Annotated in this window: 18 protein-coding genes and 1 pseudogene; 17 read left to right on the top strand and 2 right to left on the bottom strand. The window is 62.1% G+C overall.

Features of this window, described 5'->3' with window-relative positions; translation table 11 throughout:
• Window positions 1-32: 32 nt before the first annotated feature.
• From ACVW17_RS18055 to ACVW17_RS18045, 3 genes are all read left to right on the top strand, one after another.
• Window positions 33-548 carry a hypothetical protein gene (locus tag ACVW17_RS18055; protein WP_456753137.1) on the top strand — a complete coding sequence of 172 codons (516 nt, stop codon included), beginning with the start codon at window positions 33-35 and terminating at the stop codon, window positions 546-548.
• 34 nt (window positions 549-582) lie between these two features.
• Window positions 583-1,722 carry a DUF305 domain-containing protein gene (locus ACVW17_RS18050; protein WP_456753136.1) on the top strand — a complete coding sequence of 380 codons (1,140 nt, stop codon included), beginning with the start codon at window positions 583-585 and terminating at the stop codon, window positions 1,720-1,722.
• Between the two features lie 297 nt (window positions 1,723-2,019).
• Window positions 2,020-2,817 carry a Crp/Fnr family transcriptional regulator gene (locus tag ACVW17_RS18045; RefSeq protein WP_456753135.1) on the top strand — a complete coding sequence of 266 codons (798 nt, stop codon included), beginning with the start codon at window positions 2,020-2,022 and terminating at the stop codon, window positions 2,815-2,817.
• Here ACVW17_RS18045 and ACVW17_RS18040 read toward each other — a convergent pair.
• Together ACVW17_RS18040 and ACVW17_RS18035 are read right to left on the bottom strand one after the other, a co-directional pair.
• Entirely contained in the window at window positions 2,721-3,752 is a 1,032-nt protein-coding gene (locus tag ACVW17_RS18040) for a hypothetical protein (protein ID WP_456797750.1), read from the bottom strand. The genes ACVW17_RS18045 and ACVW17_RS18040 overlap by 97 nt on opposite strands.
• Window positions 3,749-4,057: a hypothetical protein gene (locus ACVW17_RS18035; RefSeq protein ID WP_456753133.1), complete on the bottom strand. Its 309-nt coding sequence runs from the start codon at window positions 4,055-4,057 to the stop codon at window positions 3,749-3,751. Before ACVW17_RS18035 ends, ACVW17_RS18040 begins: the two co-directional genes overlap by 4 nt.
• A 336-nt stretch (window positions 4,058-4,393) precedes the next feature.
• On the opposite strand from ACVW17_RS18035, the gene ACVW17_RS18030 reads away from it, so the two are divergent.
• The 14 genes and pseudogenes from ACVW17_RS18030 to ACVW17_RS17965 all read left to right on the top strand — a co-directional run bounded on the left by ACVW17_RS18030 (window position 4,394) and on the right by ACVW17_RS17965 (window position 18,991).
• Window positions 4,394-5,488 carry an inositol-3-phosphate synthase gene (locus ACVW17_RS18030; protein WP_456753132.1) on the top strand — a complete coding sequence of 365 codons (1,095 nt, stop codon included), beginning with the start codon at window positions 4,394-4,396 and terminating at the stop codon, window positions 5,486-5,488.
• Between the two features lie 3 nt (window positions 5,489-5,491).
• Entirely contained in the window at window positions 5,492-6,085 is a 594-nt protein-coding gene (locus tag ACVW17_RS18025) for a histidine phosphatase family protein (RefSeq protein ID WP_456753131.1), read from the top strand.
• A complete protein-coding gene (locus ACVW17_RS18020; RefSeq protein WP_456797749.1) occupies window positions 6,082-7,185 on the top strand; it encodes a CgeB family protein in 1,104 nt (367 codons plus the stop codon). Before ACVW17_RS18025 ends, ACVW17_RS18020 begins: the two co-directional genes overlap by 4 nt.
• Window position 7,186: 1 nt before the next feature.
• A complete protein-coding gene (locus tag ACVW17_RS18015; RefSeq protein WP_456797748.1) occupies window positions 7,187-7,975 on the top strand; it encodes a sugar phosphate nucleotidyltransferase in 789 nt (262 codons plus the stop codon).
• Window positions 7,972-8,739: a TIGR04290 family methyltransferase gene (locus ACVW17_RS18010; protein WP_456797747.1), complete on the top strand. Its 768-nt coding sequence runs from the start codon at window positions 7,972-7,974 to the stop codon at window positions 8,737-8,739. Before ACVW17_RS18015 ends, ACVW17_RS18010 begins: the two co-directional genes overlap by 4 nt.
• Window positions 8,736-9,690, top strand: a pseudogene (locus ACVW17_RS18005) (beta-xylosidase). The gene ACVW17_RS18010 and the pseudogene ACVW17_RS18005 overlap by 4 nt, the downstream one beginning before the upstream one ends.
• The gene (locus ACVW17_RS18000; protein ID WP_456797746.1) at window positions 9,678-10,886 is read left to right on the top strand and encodes a phosphopentomutase; all 1,209 of its coding nucleotides are present in this window, start codon (window positions 9,678-9,680) and stop codon (window positions 10,884-10,886) included. Before ACVW17_RS18005 ends, ACVW17_RS18000 begins: the two are co-directional and overlap by 13 nt.
• A 212-nt stretch (window positions 10,887-11,098) precedes the next feature.
• Window positions 11,099-12,211 carry an NAD-dependent epimerase/dehydratase family protein gene (locus tag ACVW17_RS17995; RefSeq protein ID WP_456797745.1) on the top strand — a complete coding sequence of 371 codons (1,113 nt, stop codon included), beginning with the start codon at window positions 11,099-11,101 and terminating at the stop codon, window positions 12,209-12,211.
• Window positions 12,208-13,275, top strand: a complete 1,068-nt coding sequence (locus ACVW17_RS17990; protein ID WP_456753124.1) for an NAD-dependent epimerase/dehydratase family protein — start codon at window positions 12,208-12,210, stop codon at window positions 13,273-13,275. The genes ACVW17_RS17995 and ACVW17_RS17990 overlap by 4 nt, the downstream gene beginning before the upstream one ends.
• On the top strand, window positions 13,272-14,558 hold the full coding sequence (locus tag ACVW17_RS17985; RefSeq protein WP_456753123.1) for a TIGR04295 family B12-binding domain-containing radical SAM protein: 1,287 nt from the start codon (window positions 13,272-13,274) through the stop codon (window positions 14,556-14,558). Before ACVW17_RS17990 ends, ACVW17_RS17985 begins: the two co-directional genes overlap by 4 nt.
• Window positions 14,555-15,667 (top strand): glycosyltransferase family 4 protein, encoded by a 1,113-nt coding sequence (locus tag ACVW17_RS17980; protein WP_456797744.1) that lies wholly within the window; start codon window positions 14,555-14,557, stop codon window positions 15,665-15,667. The genes ACVW17_RS17985 and ACVW17_RS17980 overlap by 4 nt, the downstream gene beginning before the upstream one ends.
• Window positions 15,664-16,794 carry a CgeB family protein gene (locus ACVW17_RS17975; protein ID WP_456797743.1) on the top strand — a complete coding sequence of 377 codons (1,131 nt, stop codon included), beginning with the start codon at window positions 15,664-15,666 and terminating at the stop codon, window positions 16,792-16,794. The genes ACVW17_RS17980 and ACVW17_RS17975 overlap by 4 nt, the downstream gene beginning before the upstream one ends.
• Complete coding sequence (locus ACVW17_RS17970; protein WP_456797742.1) at window positions 16,791-17,879, top strand: CgeB family protein; 1,089 nt, start codon at window positions 16,791-16,793, stop codon at window positions 17,877-17,879. The genes ACVW17_RS17975 and ACVW17_RS17970 overlap by 4 nt, the downstream gene beginning before the upstream one ends.
• Window positions 17,876-18,991, top strand: a complete 1,116-nt coding sequence (locus ACVW17_RS17965) for a CgeB family protein (protein ID WP_456797741.1) — start codon at window positions 17,876-17,878, stop codon at window positions 18,989-18,991. Before ACVW17_RS17970 ends, ACVW17_RS17965 begins: the two co-directional genes overlap by 4 nt.
• The last annotated feature ends 10 nt before the right edge of the window (window positions 18,992-19,001 follow it).

The raw sequence follows: 19,001 nt of genomic DNA, 5'->3' as shown, positions 1-19,001 counted from the left end.
GAGCTGACACCATGTACTATGTTGCCAACATCATGCGCTCGAAGGGCGATCCGAAGATCGTGCGCAGTGGACCGCGACATGCTCCTCCGGCGGACCGTCTTGCGCGCTCACTCGGCTGGTTCAGCATCGGGCTCGGTACTCTCGAGCTGCTCGCGCCTCGCCGCATCACGCGGCCCCTCGGCATGCAGGGGGACGAAACCTTGGTGCGCGCGTTCGGTCTGCGGGAAATCTTCAGCGGCATCATGTCGCTGTCCATCGACCGCAATGCCGGCCTGTGGAGCCGGGTCGCCGGAGATGGGCTCGACGCCGCGGCATTGATGTCGGCGATGACACGGGACAATCCCAAGAAGCACAACGTCGCGCTCGCCTTGCTGATGATTGGCGGCATCGCCTTGCTGGACTACCGCGGCGCACGGGAAACGACGCGGCGGCCGCAAAGCGGGCGCCGCCGGCTGTATCCGGATCGCAGCGGCTTCCCGAAGGGGTTGGCGAGTGCCAGGGACTCGGCTCGGAAGATGCTATCGCGTACCAAGGCCGCATCATCCTAAGTGCGCATGGCGTACGCCAAGACAGAGCGGACCGATGACCGCATTGGCCGAGGCAAATCGAAACACGGCAGCCGCAGCCCATAAATCGCATTGGCTCGCCGCGGTGGAGCTCGGCCTGATCAGCAGCAGTTTCTCCACTATCGTCAGCCAGTTGGCCGCCGCGAGGATTGGCCGCGACGCCGCTGTCGACTGGATGACGGTTGCCGCGATCCCGGCACGGGACGGGGTGCTCGGCCCGGAGCCGTCATGGAGCGCGATCCTCGTTGGCATTGCTTTTCACCAATGGGCCGACTTGTCCTGGGCCGTCGTATTCTTTGGCCTGCTCGGCCGTTGGACCACACACCTGACACCGACGCAGATCCTGCTTGCGGCACTGCCTTGGGCGATCCTATCGTCCGCAGCGGAATGGTTCGTTCTGGTCCCGCTGTTCCCATTCTTCCAGCCGCTCTTCACGCTTCAGCAACCCTACTGGATCGGGCTGCTGGTTCACGCCTCCTCAGCCGTGATGTATCCGCTGTTCGTTTGGCTGCGCTGGCCCGCCCGATATGTGCCGGCTCGCGATGCGCAATTCGCCCGCAGCTGGGCTACCGCAGCCCTCATCCTCGTCATCATTCTTTCCTCCGCGGCGCTGGCCAGTGTGACCGGTCGCGAGCTTCCATGGGCCGGCGGCGATCTGGATGCGGATCAACTCTACATCCGCCATATGGCGACCCATCATGCCCAGGGTATCGAGCTTGCACGGCTCGGTGCCGAACGTGCCCGCGATCCCCATCTTCGGGCACTCGCTAGACTTATGGTCGCGAGCCAGGCCGGCGAGAACCGCATATTCGAACGCTGGTGGCAAAGCTGGTTCGAGGCTTCAATGCCGGACTGCACGGGCGACGAGCGCGCCCGAATGCCAGGCTTTCTGACCGCCCAGCAACTGCAAGAGGTTCGCGACGCCTCACCCGAGGCGTTCGACGAAGTGTTCGTGCAGATGATGACGCTGCATCACAAGGGCGCGGTCAAAATGGCGGACCAGGAATGGCGCAGCCGCGGCGACTTCCGGCTCCGCATCATGGCGCAGGCCATCCGTCACGAGCAGCAGGGTGAAATCGCCATGATGCAGGGTGCAACCGGGCCGCCGGCGGTCGCAATCGCCTTCCGCAACATGTTCAACGACAATGTCAACTAAGCTCCTCCGGCAACCAGTGCAGAACCGGCCGCCATGAGGTGCACGGCATACAAGTTCACGGAGACGGCTTCACGGAGACGGCGCCCAGCTGCCGGCAATCAACTTTGCTTGAGGTTTTCGTCGCATCGAAGCTCCGGCTCGCTCAATCCGCGGACTCTGCGCCAGGGTTGCCTCGATTACAGCGCGCCGCTTCCCCGCCGCTTTCTGGCTGTATCGCGCTGTACCAATTGTCCCAAGTTAATGACGGGCCCCCTGCACTCGCTAAGCTTTACTTCTAGGCCAAGTCTGGGCGACGCCATGCAAGCAGGATTCTCGTTTTCAAGATTTGCCGATCGTTTGGCGGGTCTGGGCGAACTATCGTCCGATACTCTCGACTTCTTGGCTGGGATGCCGAGCAGTATCGGCCACTACAGCTCTCGCCATCAACTCCTGCGGAGAGGAGAGCTGCCAGCGCATTGTCACCTGTTGCTGCAGGGATATCTCTGCTGGCAGGTTCCCGAGGGGCGCGATGGCAGGATCATCTCGATCCATGTCCCCGGCGACGTTCCGGATCTCTACACGATCCACGACCCCCGCATTGATTACGATCTTGTGACGGTTGGTGCCGCCGTCGTCGCGTCGGTGCCTCAACGCTTCTTCGTGGAGCTGGCCGAACTTTCGCCGTCACTCTCGCGTTCGCTATTTCGGCTCATTCTGATCGATGCCGCGAATTCGCGGAACTGGATCCTGAACGTGAGCAGCCGCGATGCGCTCGAACGCGTCGCACATCTCATTTGCGAAATAGCCACGCGGCTGCGCGCCGTGGGTCTGGCCAGAGACTTGCGAATTCCTTCCCCCTTCACGCAATCCGAACTTGCGGCGGCCTGCGGCATATCGGCCGTTCACGCCAACCGGACCATTCAGGAGCTGCGCCGCAGCAACCTGCTGCAATGGCATTCGAAGACCATTACGATCACGAACTGGTACGGCCTGGTTCGTCTGGCCGGATTTAATCCGGCCTATCTGCGGTTGCCGGCGTGCAACGAGATCGAGCCGGCGGAGCCGCCGGCGGCAAGATCAGCCGATGCAGTCGCTGTCGCCGCCTCGCTGCGCTGACATAGAGCAGTCCGGACTTCTTCGATAACGGGCGCCCAATCGCCCGGCCTTCTCTGCCGAAACAGCCTGGCCATCGGGTACCAGATGGAGCGTTGACCCGATGCAGGCCAGCGCCAGTCGCAGTCGGCATGCAGAAGCACCCACACCTCGAGCCCGAGCGCGCCGGCAAGATGCGCGATCATCGTGTCGACGCAAACGACCAGATCGAGCTGGGCTATCCGCCGGCCGAGCAAGCAAATATCCGCCGTGCTGATGTCCTGCGCGCCGATATCTCGTGACATCGCAGCGCCGGGTCCCAGCTGCAAAGAGTACAGGTCAAGATTGGACGAGCCGAGACGGCGCAGCTCGGACACTGGAATTTCTCTCCGCTTGTCCCAGGCGCCCACTTCCCAGACCAAGCCCACCGCCAATCGACCGCTTCCGCTTCGTCGAAATCCCGAAGGGCCCGGCGACAGGCTCAGATAGGGTCCCTGCAAGGCAATTTGGCTGCAGGTGGCCCTGATCGCGTGCGGTACCTCCATGATCTCGATATCGGTATCGAATTCAGCGTCCGGCCCACCATCGTGAAGTGGGATAGCACGATCGACGCCATCGGCGTGGGCGATAATCGGAAGCAATGCCGGCTGGCATAACAGCGTCACCTCGCGCGCAACCGCGCGCAATGCCGGCATGAAGCGAACGAACTGAATTGTGTCGCCAAGTCCGTGATAGCAACGAACCAGAACGTTCTGGCCGCGCAACTTCTCGCCCCGCCAGATTCGCTGCAAATGCCGCGGTCCGCTGTACTTGTCTACGTCAGACCGCCACAATTGCAGCAGGTAGCGATCATTGATCGTCCACGCTCGCTCGAAATCGCCCGCGCGCATCGCATCGATCCAGTCCTGTCCCGGCTTCTCGCCGGGTGACCGATCGGATGGCGTAACGCCATCGCTCATTTGGCGCCGGTGCGCCGAACGAATTTGTGAAAGCGGCTTGTCTTTCCGTCCTTGGTGCGATCCTGATAAAGGAACGCAAGGTCAGCCTCGTCGAACTTGCGGAAGAATTCGTCCCAGCCGATCCGGTCGAGTCCCTCGTCCGGCGGATCGAAGTCGATCCGTAGGATTCCTGCATGACCATCTCGTTCGGTCGCCTCCACCGTTGCCGGACGGCCGCTCCGCGATTCCACCCAGTGCCGGATTGCGTTGTGGTCTGTGGTGGTGTGGGCTTCAGGCTCTCCCGCCTTGGGATGGCTTTTCGTCATGGTCGTATCTCGCGTGCTTACTGATTTGATGGAGTACATAACTCAACTCGGGCTCTTCGGCGCAACGCCGCTTCGTCCGTTTTGTTCTTAGCGAGTTGCCGCGGACGCGCAGGTGCTTGCCCGCATCTGGAGCATCATCTTCTTCATCTTCATCCAGAACGAAGATCGTTCCATCTGGCGGGCTTCCGACACTAGCCTGAGTTAAACTATTTCGATTTATTCGGCCTGAGCCGCGATGTTGTCGCTCCCAACGGGATCTACTCAGGAACGAACATACCTGCGGTACGTTCGCCGACGTACTTACGTTCGTGCAAACTTCCCGGAGGATCATCGCAGATGCATTCACGCCTTCAGGACCGGCGGCGCGTTCGCGTCGGCATCGTTGGAGTTGGCAACTGCGCGAGCTCACTCGTGCAGGGCCTCGCCTATTACAGAGGCGCCGAGTCGAATGAGCCGGTGCCCGGCCTGATGAATGCGAACGTCGGTGGGTATCACATCAGCGACATCGAGATCAGTTCCGCGTTTGACGTCAACAGCAACAAGATCGGTCGCGATGTGGCCGACGCGATCGGAGCGGCCCCGAACAACACGCACCGCTTCTGCGATGTCGAGCGGACTGGCGTCGTCGTCCAGAAGGGCCCGCTGCTCGACGGGGTTGGCCGCTACCTCGAAGGCGACATTCCAGTGGACCACACGCCGCCGGTCGATGTCGTTGATACCCTGATGAAATCGCGGACGGATGTGCTGGTGTCGTATTTGCCGGTCGGCTCGCAGCGTGCCGGTGAATGGTATGCCGAACAGGCAATCGGAGCGGGCTGCGGATTCGTCAATTGCATTCCTGTATTCATTGCCTCCAACCCGTCCTGGCGCCGTCGTTTCGAGGAAGCCGGCCTTCCGCTGATCGGCGACGACATCAAGAGCCAGGTCGGCGCCACGATCGTGCACCGCGTCCTTGCCAATCTGTTTCGCGAACGAGGCGTCCGGCTCGACCGGACGTACCAGCTGAATGTCGGCGGCAATACCGACTTCAAGAATATGCTGGAACGCGATCGGCTCATATCGAAGAAGATCTCGAAGACCCAGGCCGTCACCAGTCAATTCGACGTGCCGATGGATGCCGACAATGTTCATGTCGGTCCGAGCGATCATGTCCCGTGGCTGACCGACCGCAAGCTCGCCTTCATCCGTCTCGAGGGAACGACGTTCGGCGGCGTTCCGCTTTCGGCCGAAGTCAAACTTGAGGTCTGGGACTCGCCAAATTCCGCAGGCGTCGTGATCGACGCGGTCCGCTGCGCCAAGCTCGCGATGGACCGCGGGATCGCCGGGGCTCTGACCGGTCCTTCAAGCTACTTCATGAAATCACCTCCACAGCAGTTCACCGACGATGAGGCCCGTCGGCGCACGCGTGCCTTTATCGAGGAGGGGCAGTGACTGATGGCGAAGACCATTCACCTTATCCGGCATGGCCACCACCCGCTGCTTGGGCGGTACCTCTGCGGCAGGCAGCCGGGAGTATCGCTTGACCTGTTGGGGCGCCGCCAAATGGCACATTGCGCCGAATTGATGCACCCGCGACCGGACATCGTCCGCTCGAGCCCTCAACTCCGCGCCCGGCAATCGGCCAATGTTTTGGGCGGCGCACTGGGCTTGCGGGTCGAGGTTGCCTCTGAAGTCGACGAACTCGACTACGGCGAATGGACCGGGCAGCAATTCGCGGATCTGCAAAGCGATCCGGCCTGGTTGCGGTGGAACACCCAGCGCAGCAGAAACCGCCCGCCAGGCGGCGAGAGCATGGGCGCGCTGCAAACCCGGGTCGTCGCATATCTTGACCGATTGCGGAACGATCCTGCCGGGACCATCGCCCTGGTCAGTCACGCGGAGCCGATCCGGGCGGCACTACTTCACTACAAGGGCCTCTCGCTGGACGAATTTCTCTCAATCAAAGTCGAACCGGCCAGCATCAGCACACTGTCGCTCGAGGAGGACCGCGTTCAGGTCGGCCACAGCAACGATGGGGTGGCAGCGTGAAGATCGTGATCTTCGGCCTGACGATCTCGTCGTCATGGGGCAACGGCCATGCGACCCTCTGGCGCGGCCTGTGCAAGTATCTCGCCCGTCACGGTCACAGTGTTGTGTTCTATGAGCGGGACGTGCCCTACTACGCGGCAAACCGGGATATGTTCGAACTGCTCGGCGGTCGCCTGGAGCTGTTTTCGTCCTGGTCCGAGATCGAGGATCACGCGCGCGGCGACGTGTCGGATGCGGATGCCGCGGTGGTCACCTCCTATTGTCCGGATGCCATCGCGGCGACCGACTTGATCCTTCAGCACGGGAGCGCGCTTCCCGTCTTCTATGATCTGGACACGCCCATCACCATAGCTCGGCTGAACGCCGGACAACCCGTTTCCTATATCGGAGCGTCAGGCCTCCGAGGTTTCAAGCTCGTGCTGAGCTTCACCGGCGGTCCACGGATACGAGAGGAATTTCAGCGACGGTTGGGCGCCGAAAAGGTTTGCCCGCTCTATGGTCACGTTGACGGCGAGGTGCATCACCCTGCGGCTCCCCAGCCGCACTATCGCGCCGCCCTGTCATATCTTGGAACATATTCCGAAGACCGTCAGAGGGTGTTTGAGGATTTGTTCGTCACTCCCGCGCGCAAGAGACAGGATCTGCGGTTCCTGATCGGCGGCGCACAGTATCCCGAAAACTTCCCATGGTCGCCGAATGTCTTCTTCGTTCGTCATCTGCCTCCTTCGGAGCACGCGCCGTTCTTTGCATCCTCGCGCCTCACGCTTAACGTCACGCGCAGGGCGATGGCGGAGATGGGCTGGTGTCCGTCGGGGCGGCTGTTTGAAGCTGCCGCCTGCGGCGCACCGCTCATCAGCGACGCCTGGATGGGGATCGACGAATTCTTGACGCCGGGCGACGAGATATTGCTCGGGAATGACGCTCACGACGTGCTCGCAGCGCTCGACATGGACGATTCCGAGTTGCAGCGGATGGCTCGCCGTGCCCGAGAACGCGTCTTGGCTCAACACTCGTCGGAGCGGCGCGCAAGCGAGTTGGTCGCTTTGCTGGAGCAAGCGACGCAACGCGAGATTGATCAACCCGAGCCTATGGAGGCCTGACATGTGGGGCATCGTGCCGGCCGCCGGCCGCGGCAGCCGTATCCAGCCGCTGGCGTTTTCAAAGGAGTTGCTGCCGGTCGGAAGCCGGCATGACAACGGAGCGGATCGTCCCTGCGCTGTGGCGGAATATCTGGTCGAACGGCTGATCCTCGGAGGCGCCGACAAGATCTGCTTCGTCATTGCGCCCGGAAAATCCGACATACTCGAGTATTTCGGCGACCACTACCATACTGCGCAGCTAGCCTATGTCGTCCAGCCCGACGCATCGGGCTTGTGTGACGCTGTCTTCCGGGCGAGCACTGTGGTCGGGGATCGCGAGGACGTCGTGGTCGGCTTACCCGACACGATCTGGTTTCCCAAGACTGCGCTGCGTGCGCTGCCTGAGGTCGATCTCTCGTTCCTTCTGTTTCCTGTCGAACATCCGGAATTTTTCGATGCGGTGGTGCTCGAAGGCGAGCAGGTCCAGGAAATCCAGGTCAAGCGGCCGGATGCGGCGACCAACTGGATCTGGGGCGCCTTTCGGATGTCGGCGGCAAAGTTTCGGGACTTGCGGCAGCTTTGGGGACTGCGCGATCGTCGCGACGAATATTTCGGGACATTGGTGAACGCCTACCTCGCGGCCGGCGGCCGCGGCGTCGGGGTGAAGGCTGGCGATGCTTATGTCGACGTAGGGACCGTCAACGGCTACCGCACGGCGATGGCGCTGCTTTCCGATGGCGCCATCGAAGTCGCGGACCATGGTCGGCCACCTCCACACCCATTAGCGACCAACAAGCGAGGAACTGCATGACGCGTGCTCCGCTCTCCCTGGAAGAAATTCGACAGCGTGTCGATGCACTTGGACCGTGGTTCCACAATCTCGACCTCAACGGGATCAGCACCGCTCCGTCGCATTTTCTTGGAGACTATCCGCGTGTGAAGTGGCTTCACTTCGCCGAAGTGATTCCCGACAATCTCGAAGGCAAGACCGTCCTCGACATCGGCTGCAATGCGGGGTTCTACGCGCTGGAAATGAAGCGCCGCGGCGCCGCGCGCGTACTCGGACTCGATACCGACGAGGAATACCTGGCGCAGGCACGCTTTGCCGCTGAAGTGACTGGCCTCGATATCGAATTTCGCAGGCTCTCGGCCTACGACGTCGGGCAGCTCCGCGAAAGATTCGATCTCGTGATTTTCATGGGAGTCTTGTATCACCTGAGGCACCCACTGCTCGCGCTTGACATGATCCACGAGCACGTCGCGGCTGACCTGCTGTTGTTCCAGTCCATGCAACGTGGCGACAGTGGCGTCGATCACATCGACAGCGACTACGACTTCTGGACGACCGACCAGTTCGACTCGCCCGGCTATCCCAAGCTGCACTTCATCGAGCACAAATATGCCGAAGATCCTACCAACTGGTGGATACCGAACCGCGCCTGCGTGGAAGCCATGCTGCGCAGTTCCGGCTTTTCGATCACTGCCCATCCCGAGGATGAAGTCTACCTCTGCAAACGGCTGGCACAGCGTGAGCCCGGGAGGTGTATCCTTTCAGAAGAGGCTGCCGTGCGATGATCGAAGCGGCAAAGATTTGGAACGAACCAAACAATAAATCGCATTGGGACATATTGCTCGATCCGGATTGGACAAGATTCGCCGAGTTGGCCATCGCCGCGGGCAAGGCCATTCGGAGCGCGCACCCCACATTGCCGAGGGTCCTCGGCGGCATATCGCCGATTGATCCCGGCTTCATGCGCTCCATGCAGGCGCGCGGCGTGCTGGATCAGGTCGATGCGGTGGCGGTTGCACGGCTTCCCGTTGGACTGGAATCTTTGGCAGATCGACCAATGGCCGAGCAAGCTCTCCGAAATTCAGGCCGAAGTCGTCGCGCTTCCCGTCTGGGTAACGGAAGTGGGCGTATCGTCGTTTGGCGCCGAGCAGGTGCAGGCATGGGGCCTCGAGCGCACCGCCGATCTGCTCATCGGCCGCACGCCGCGCATTCACTGGTACAGCCTGTATGATCTGCCGTCGACCTGGGAAGCGACAACCCGGCACAGGGAGGCGGAAGGCTCGTCCTACTACAGGCATTTCCATATGGGCCTACTGCGCGAGGATGGATCGCCCAAGCAGGCTCTCAAGCTCTATGAGCGATACGCGCCGGTTATGGGATTGTGTCAGTGGTTCCACTTCGAGGACCACCGATTGGAGGACGCGGCCAGCTGGATGCGCCGGCTCGGCGTAAGGCATCTGCGAACCGGGCTGTCATGGGCCGATAGCTTTCGCCCCGGCGCGCTCGCCTGGTTCGACCGACAGATGGAGGCGCTCGCCGAGTTCGATGTTACCCTGACATTCTGCTTCACACCGGAACATCGCGGCATCGCATCGCACCACACCAGTCCGCCCCTTGATGCGAACGAGTTCGCCGACTTCTGCGCGCAGATGGTCGAACGCTATTGCGCGAGGACCGGTGTAGCACCGCCCCCAGTGAATGCAGATCCGGAAAGCAAGCCGATATGCGTGCTCTAATCCTCGTGATGGATTCGGTCGGGATTGGGATGAGCCCCGATGCCGAGCTGTATGGCGATGGCGGCGCCGATACGGTCGGTCACATCGCTGAAGCCTGCGCGCGTGGTACGGCCGACAACGATGCTCGCAAAGGTCCGCTTGCAATACCGCATCTGGTCGGCTTGGGACTGGGTCAGGCCTGTCGGCTCGCCACTGGCCGTATTCCGCCGGCGCTCGGCGGACCGGTCCATCCCCTTGCCATGTTCGGCTGCGCCAGCGAGCTTTCGAAGGGCAAGGATACACCCTCGGGGCATTGGGAGATCGCCGGCGTGCCGGTCCCGTTCGACTGGGGCTACTTTCCAAAGATCAAGCCATGCTTCCCACAAGACCTCGTCGAGCGTCTTTGCGAAGAAGCCGGCGTTAGCGGCATCATTGGGAACTGTCATGCCTCTGGCACGGAGATTATCCGCGAACTTGGCGAGCGCCACATGCGCAGCGGCGAGCCGATCTGCTACACGTCTGCCGACAGCGTATTCCAGATTGCCGCCCATGAGCAGACGTTCGGGCTGGAGCGCCTCTATCATGTGTGCGCGGTCGCTCGCCGCCTGGTCGACCGATTCAATATCGGCCGCGTCATTGCCCGCCCCTTCGTCGGTCCAGCGGCCGCGCACTTCAAGCGAACAGCACATCGTCGCGATTTTTCCGTCCCGCCGCCCGAACGGACGGTTCTCGACCTTGCGACCGATGACGGCCGCGATATCGTTTCGATCGGCAAGATCGACGACATTTTCGCGCACCGCGGCACCGGCCGCAACGAGCGCGGCGACGGCAACGATGCGCTGTTCGACTGCACGCTGGATGCGATCAACGATCTCTCGGACGGCGGGCTGCTATTTGCAAATTTCGTCGATTTCGACACGCTCTACGGCCATCGACGTGATGTCGCCGGATATGCCGCCGCACTCGAACAGTTCGACCGTCGCCTGCCCGAATTGCTGGCGCGCCTGAAAGCCGACGATCTGCTGATCATAACTGCCGATCACGGCTGTGATCCCACCTGGAGCGGGACGGACCATACCCGTGAGCAGGTGCCGATCCTGGCGCGAGCGAACGATCGGACGATGGTTATCGGCAGGCGCACCGGCTTCTCGGACATCGCAGCAACCGTTGCGCGCCATCTTGGCCTGCCTGCCGTCACACACGGCACGGCATTCTAGCTTGCGCGCCGTGCGCTTCACCAAGGTTATTGATCCAGGTTAGGCGAAGCATCGTTTGTACATTTCGCAGGAACAAACATTCCCTCCGCGGGCGTCTTTCCTCCAAATGTGATTGGCGCGCGGTCAACCGACCATTTTCGTAGCGTGCTTCCACTCTCATCTCCCGGCCAGACACGCGGTCTGGCCTCATCCCGGATAGGGAGCAACGGCGCATGACTCGTGTTTTGATTACTGGCGGCGCAGGGTTTATCGGCTCGCATGCTGCCGACGCGCTGCTTGCCGCAGGCCACGAGGTCCGGCTGCTGGACAATCTGTCGCCGCAGGTCCATGGCGCGGATGGCGAACGCCCGCCCTACCTGAACAAGGACGCAGACCTTATTGTCGGCGACATCACGGATGGGTGCGCCATTGAGCGCGCGTTACGAGGCGTGGACAAGGTGCTGCATCTGGCTTCATCGGTCGGCGTCGGTCAGAGCATGTATGATATCGCGTCCTATGTCAGGACCAACGAGCTCGGTACGGCGCAGCTGCTCCAGGCTTTGTCGCGGTGCCCCGTGGAGCGTCTGGTCGTCGCTTCCTCGATGAGCGTCTACGGGGAGGGATTGTATCGAGTCGTCGATCATGGCGCCCATGCCGTCGGCGATCGCTCGATCAATCAGCTCCGCGACGGTGAATGGGAGTTGCGAGACGGCGCAGGCCGGAGCCTCGAGCCGGTGCCTACTCCCGAATCCAAGCCCCCATGCCTCAGCTCGATCTATGCCCTGAATAAGTATGCACAGGAACGGATGTGCCTGATCACGGGAAAGGCCTACGGCATCCCGACCGTCGCACTCCGCTTCTTCAACGTATTCGGTCCGCGCCAGGCTCTATCTAATCCCTACACGGGCGTTCTGGCGATCTTCGCCGCGAGGCTGCTTAACAACAGGTCGCCCCTGGTGTTCGAGGACGGACTGCAGCGCCGCGACTTTGTTCATGTTAGCGACGTGGCGCGAGCTTGCAGTCTTGCGCTCGAGTCGAACCACGATTCGTCTATCTTCAACATCGGTTCAGGTCAGAGCCGAACAATCCTGTCCGTCGCAAAGAGCCTCGCCGAGGTCATGGGGCGCACCGATATCGCGCCTGAGATTACCGGAAAACATCGTGTCGGTGACATCCGTCATTGCTTCGCCGATATCGGCAAGGCAGCTGCGGAGCTGCGCTTCACGCCAAGCGTCACCTTCGAGGATGGCCTTGACGAACTGTCCAGTTATCTTGCCGACCAGATCGCCGACGATCATGCCGAGCGAGCTCGCGAAGAATTATCACGCCGGGGCCTCGTGGCATGATGGGCGCACAACAGAACAAGCCCGTGTTGGTAACCGGCGGCTGCGGCTTCATCGGCTGCAACCTTGCTGATCGCCTGGCCGCCCGCGGCGATTCCGTTGCCGTATTTGACAATCTCGCCCGCGTCGGCGTTCGCGAAAACGCGCATTGGCTCAAGTCGCGACATGGTGGGCAGGTTGAGATTGTCGTCGCCGACATCCGCGATCCCATTCCCGTCATCGACGCCGTTCGTGACGCGCGCGCCGTGCTGCACCTCGCGGGCCAAGTGGCCGTTACCGACAGTCTGTCCGATCCAGCGGGCGATTTCGAGACGAACGCGCGCGGGACCGTCAACGTGCTCGAGGCCGTCCGCTTGCACAATCCGGCAGCGCCTGTCCTGTTCGCTTCGACGAACAAGGTCTACGGCCAGCTTGGCGATGAGCGCGGCGTTGCGCGCGTGGACCGGCGCTACGTGCCGGTCGCCGACGGCCTCGCGCAGGGCATCTCTGAAGGCGCGCCGCTCGATTTCTATAGTCCGTACGGCTGCTCGAAAGGAACCGCCGATCAGTATGTCCACGACTACGCCCGGGTGTTCGGGTTGCAAACTGTCGTGATGCGGATGAGCTGCATCTACGGGCCGCGGCAGTTCGGTACCGAAGATCAGGGCTGGATCGCTCATTTCCTCAGAAGCGCGATCGAGAACCGGGCCCTAACGATCTACGGTGACGGATATCAGGTGCGCGACGCGCTGCACGTCAGCGATGCCGCCGAGGCCTGGCTGTCGGCGCTCGATCGGATCGCTATCACTCACGGCTGCGTGTTCAATCTCGGCGGTGGCGCTGCCAACGCGGTAAGCCTCCTGGAACTGATCGATGAGATCGCGCGGCTGATCGGCCGTGAGGTGGAATACGGGTTCGCCGATTGGCGGCCCGGCGACCAGCCCTGGTACGTCACTGACACCACTGCGCTCTCCAAGGCGTTGGGCTGGACGCCAAAGGTCCCGCTGCGCGAGGGCCTGCAGTCGCTGCACGCCTGGCTTGACGGCCGGTTCGGGCCAATCGTCGCACACAAGGAGGCGTCGGCATGACCCGTGTCGCTCTGATCAATCCAAATTGGAATTTCGACGGCAGCATCTATTTCGGCTGTCGCCAGCCTCACTTGCCTATCGAATTCGGCATCTCGGCCCACTACCTGCGCAAAGCCGGACATCCGACGCTGCTGCTCGATGCGCAAATGTTCGACCTTTCGTATCGCGACATCGAGGCCGAGCTCCGGGCCTTCAGGCCTGATCTGATCGCGGTCACCACTGCTCCGACCTACCTTTTCTGGCGCTGTGCGCCGCCCGAGCTGCGCATCCCGCAGGAACTGCTGCTCTCGCTGGTCGGTCTGGCGCCAACACTGGTCGCCGTCGGCCCGCACGGATCGACGACGCCAAGGACGGCGCTGCGCAAACTCGGCGTCGATATTGTCGTGATGGGCGAGTGCGAGCAGGCATTGGTGCGCCTTGCCAACGGTGAACGGGATTTCGCGGGGCTCTGCTTCCTCGACGGCAGAACCGTTCGGGTCAACGGCGGACCGCAGGCGGTCGCCTTCAAGGACCAACCCGCACTGCGATGGCCGGCCGAGATGATCCAGAGTCACCATCACCATCATCACCGCTTCGAGGCGGAACCGGTCGGCCCCGGCGCCGAGGTCGAGGCCTCGCGAGGTTGCCCCTACAACTGCACGTTCTGCGCCAAGGAGAATTTCCGCAATGCTTATCGCCGGCGTCCTGCCGCGACGGTTCTCGACGAGATCGACGGCCTGCGGCGGCACGAGATCGAGTACCTCTACTTTATCGACGAGATCTTCCTGCCGAACGCCGAACTTCTGCACGGGCTGACCTCCCGCGGCATCAAGTTCGGCATCCAGACCCGGATCGACCTCTGGAAGCCCGAGATGCTGGCGCTGCTCGGTCGCGCCGGCTGCGTGTCGATCGAGGCTGGCGTGGAGAGCCTGACGCCGGAGGGCCGCGAGGCGCTGGCCAAGAACTGCAAGATGACAACGGAAGAGCTAGCGGACCGGCTGGTCGAGGCGCGCCGACACGTTCCCTTCGTCCAGGCCAACCTGATCGAGATGCCCGAAGACGATGATCCGGTCGTGCAGCGTTGGCGACGGCAGATGCAGGATGCGGGCATCTGGGCCAACGATCCAGTGCCGATCTATCCTTATCCGGGTTCGCCGGATTACCGAAAGCTCTGGGGCGAGCCGGACGACTTCGCCTGGGAGCGAGCGCACCAGCACTACCTCGCGATATTCGATCGGTTCAGCGACGTCCAGGATGAACGTCCGGTCCCGCTCGCCGCGCTCGAGCTGCAGGTTGCGCCATGACCCGGACTTCGCGCCTCACGGTTATGATGACCACCGATGCCGTTGGCGGCGTCTGGAGCTTTTCGTGCACGCTCGCCACGGCATTGGTCAGCATGGGTGCGGATGTCCACCTCGTCACGCTGGGGCCGCATCCGAGCCCCGAGCAGCGCCGCATGTTGCGCGACTTTCGCGTTCACCTGATCGAGACCGATCTCGCGCTGGAATGGCAGGACCCGGGCGGAATCGACGTACCCAATGCCAAACGCGTACTCGCCGGTCTGGAATCGCATATCCGGCCCGACGTCATTCACGTCAACAGCTTCCGCGAGGCCTCGTTCGAATGGACGGCACCGACAATCGTGGTTGCGCATTCCTGCGCAAATTCGTGGGCGCTCGCGTGCAACGATACGGCCTGGCTCAATGACCCGGCATGGCGGCATTACACCAGGGCAGTCCGGCAGGGCCTTAATGCCGCTAACAGCTGGGTAAGCCCCAGCCGAGCACTACAGCAGGTCATCCGTGAGCTCTACTGCCCAAGCTCCCCCGGCGTCGTGATCTGGAATGGCACGCTGCCTACCTCTCTGCCGACACCCAAGCGCGCCTTTCTGCTGGCCGCCGGACGGTTTTGTGATCGTGCCAAGAACCTCTCGGCTGTCGTCGAGCTCGCACGAGGATTGGAATGGCCGGTGCTGATGGCCGGTCCAACCTCGAGCGAAGTCCCGGCTGGCCCGATTTGGCTCGGGTCGCTTGATTATGATGCGCTGCAGGCGCGCATGAAGCAGGCCGCGATCTTTGTAAGTTTCGCGCTTTATGAACCGTTCGGCCTCGCGGCGCTCGAAGCTGCCTCGGCCGGTTGCGCGCTGGTTCTCTCGGACATTCCGACGTTTCGCGAACTCTGGGATGACGCCGCTCTCTTCGTCGATCCAGCAGATCAACGCGAGCTTAATTGCACGGTGCGCCGGCTGTGCGCCGACTACGATTGGCGCGCACGACTTCAACACGCAGCATACGAGCGGTCGCGGCGTTACTCGTTGGCGCAAATGGCCGGTGCCTATCACGATCTCTATGCCGCTCTGCCGACGGCTCGAATTGCCCAGCCCCACTCGCCTGCCTTGGAGATGATGGCATGAAATGCGTCTTGTTTTGTCATGCACTCACCTCATGCTGGAACAACGGCAATGCGCACTTTCTCCGCGGAATCGCCCGCGAGCTCGATGCGCGCGGGCACGACGTCGTCGTCTACGAGCCGATCGACGGCTGGAGCCGGCTCAACGCGCTTCAGGACGGCGGCGAACGGACTTTCCAGGAAGTGGTCGCTCTGCTGCCCGGAGTCGATATCAGGCAGTATCATCCCGGCTTCGATCTCGAAGGCGCTCTCGATGGCGCGGGACTGGTGATTGTTCACGAGTGGAATCCGCCCGAACTGGTCAAAGCGATAGGTCGGCATCGTGTCCTGACGGGCGACTACACGCTGCTGTTTCACGACACACATCATCGCGCAGTCACCGCGCCGCAGGAACTCGCCCGCTTCGACCTGTCCGGCTTCGATGGCGTGCTAGCCTTTGGCGAAGTCCTACGGGAGATCTATCTCGGGCTCGGGTGGGCTGACCGGGCTTTCACCTGGCACGAAGCCGCCGACACCAGGCTCTATCGGCCGATGCCGCAGATCGCACGACGGAACGATGTGATCTGGATCGGAAACTGGGGAGACGGCGAGCGGGCCGCCGAGCTCATCGAATTCCTGATTGCCCCGGTATCCCAGCTCGGATTGCGCGGCGAAATTCACGGCGTTCGATACTCGTGCGACGCGCTGCGCGTGATCGAGGCCGCCGGCATCGACTATTGCGGTTGGTTGCCGGCGCATCGGGCGCCGGCGGCATTCGCCACCGCACGCGCAACGGTCCATGTGCCGCGCGGCCCTTACGTGCAGGCGCTCCCTGGCATACCGACCATCCGGATGTTCGAGGCGCTCGCCTGCGGCATTCCGATCGTGTCCGCGCCTTGGAGCGACGTCGAGGGCCTGTTCCCGGAAGGCAGCTACCTGAGCGTGACCAAAAGCGATCAAATGCAGGCAGCGCTAAAGGGGCTACTGCACGATCCGGCGCTCGCGCAGGCAATGGCGAACTCAGGCCTTGACGTGATTGCAGAACGGCATACGTGCCGCCATCGCGTCCTTCAGCTGCTCGACATTGTCGAGCATATCCGCGGACCTCGGCGGCAAGTAGCCCAATCGCAGCGGGAAGGAGCGCTCACATGAAAATCTGCTTCTTCGGCTCCAGCCTGGTCTCTTCCTACTGGAATGGCGCCGCCACTTATTACCGCGGCTTGCTCAAGGAACTCGCAGCCCTCGGTCACGATATTACGTTCTTCGAACCTGACGCCTTCCAGCGCCAGCAGCATCGCGACATCGCCGACCCGCCTTGGGCCAAGGTTCTGGTTTATCCGCCGACGTCCGAAGGATGGCAAAGTTCGCTAGAGACTGCCGCGCAGTCCGCCGACCTTCTGATCAAGGCAAGTGGAGTCGGCGTATTCGATGAGGAACTCGAGAATGCGGCCGTCGAGATCCCGTCCCGCGCGATTCGTGTTTATTGGGACGTCGACGCGCCGGCGACGCTCGATGCGATGTCGCAGCAATCGCACCATCATCTGCGCAAGGTGATCCCGCATTACGACCTGGTCCTGACCTATGGCGGCGGTGACGCTGTTGTAGCCTCGTACCGCGCGGCCGGTGCGCGTGATTGCGTTCCGATTTACAATGCCCTGGACACGTCGACGCATTTTCCAGCGCCGGCGAGCCCGAGGTTTGCCTGCGATCTCGGCCTGCTGGCGAACCGCTTACCCGACCGGGAGCAACGGATCGACAGCTTCTTCCTCGAGGTTGCGCGCGCCATGCCGTCAAGGCAGTTCGTGCTGGGCGGCTCGGGCTGGGACAACAAGGACACACCCGCCAACGTGCGCAGCGTCGGTCACGTCGGCACCGGCGATCATAACGCGTTCTTCTGCTCCGGCCTCGCGACGCTGAACGTCAATCGCGAGAGCATGGCGCGGTATGGCTTCTCGCCGCCGACACGCATTTTCGAGGCGGCCGGCGCTGGCGCATGCCTGATTACCGACGACTGGAAGGGCATCGACACCTTCCTGGAGCCGGAACGCGAGGTCCTGATCGCATCGAGCGGCGCCGCCGTCGCCGAGCACCTGGACTCACTAACAAACGATAAGGCGCGCGCAATCGCCTCTCGCGCCAGAGCCCGGATCCTTTCGCACCACACTTATCGGCAGCGCGCGCGCCAGTTCAACACTCTTTTTGCGGAACGAACGATGAGAATCGAGGCAGCGGAATGACTCTCAGCATTGTCGTCATCGGACTATCGGTCACTTCGTCTTGGGGCAACGGTCACGCCACCACCTACCGCGCCCTGATCGAAGCCTTGGCGCAGCGCGATCATCGCGTGACGTTCCTGGAACGGGACATGCCATGGTATCGCGAACATCGCGACCTTGCCAACCCGTCGGCTTGGTCCGTTGAGCTCTATCAGTCACTGCCGGACCTTGCATTCAGATTCGGCAAGCTTATCAAAAGCGCCGACCTCGTGATCGTCGGATCGTACGTTCCCAATGGCATCGCGGTCGCGGATTGGGTGACGACCTACGCCCGGGGCATAACGGCCTTCTACGATATTGATACGCCTGTTACCCTCGCGGGGCTCGATCGAGGCCTGCCATATCTTTCCGCGGCGCTGATCCCGCGATTTGATCTTTATCTGTCGTTCACCGGCGGCCACGTGCCAAGCCATGTCGAGACTGAATATGGCAGCCCGCTCGCGCGCGTCCTCCATTGCAGCGCCGACATTGACATCTATCAGAGCCAGCAGCGGCAGCCGAAGTGGGAACTGGGTTATCTCGGCACTTACAGCCTCGACCGTCAACCGTCGATCGAACGGCTATTGATTGCCCCAGCCCATGCAATGCCGGACTTGCAGTTTGTCGTCGCCGGCTCGCAGTATCCTGACATCAGTTGGCCGGAAAACGTCGCGCGGATCGATCATCTCGCTCCCTCCCTCCATGCGGGATTTTACTCCGAGCAACGCTTCACGCTGAACATCACACGCGCGGACATGCGAGCCATCGGCTTTTCGCCTAGCGTGCGGCTTTTCGAGGCAGCGGCGTGCGGAACGCCGATCATCTCAGATCGCTGGACAGGTATCGAGACGATCCTGGAACCGGAGGCCGAAATATTGCTCGTTGACGACACCAGCGACGTTATTGAGATCCTGCGCGAGATGCCGGACGACGCTCGCCGATCTCTAGGCGCAAGAGCACGCCGGCGCATCCTAAGCGAGCACACCCCGACACATCGAGCACGCCAGCTCGAATCCTATTTTCAGGAGGCGCTTCGTCGGCGGAGACCGGTCGACCGACCAGCCGTCCGTACTAAGCACGCCGTCGAAATCTGAGGAGGATCAA

The organism is Bradyrhizobium sp. USDA 4473 (assembly GCF_054063335.1).
The sequence above is the reverse complement of the archived record's forward strand: the minus strand, read 5'-3'. Positions and strand labels throughout refer to the sequence as shown.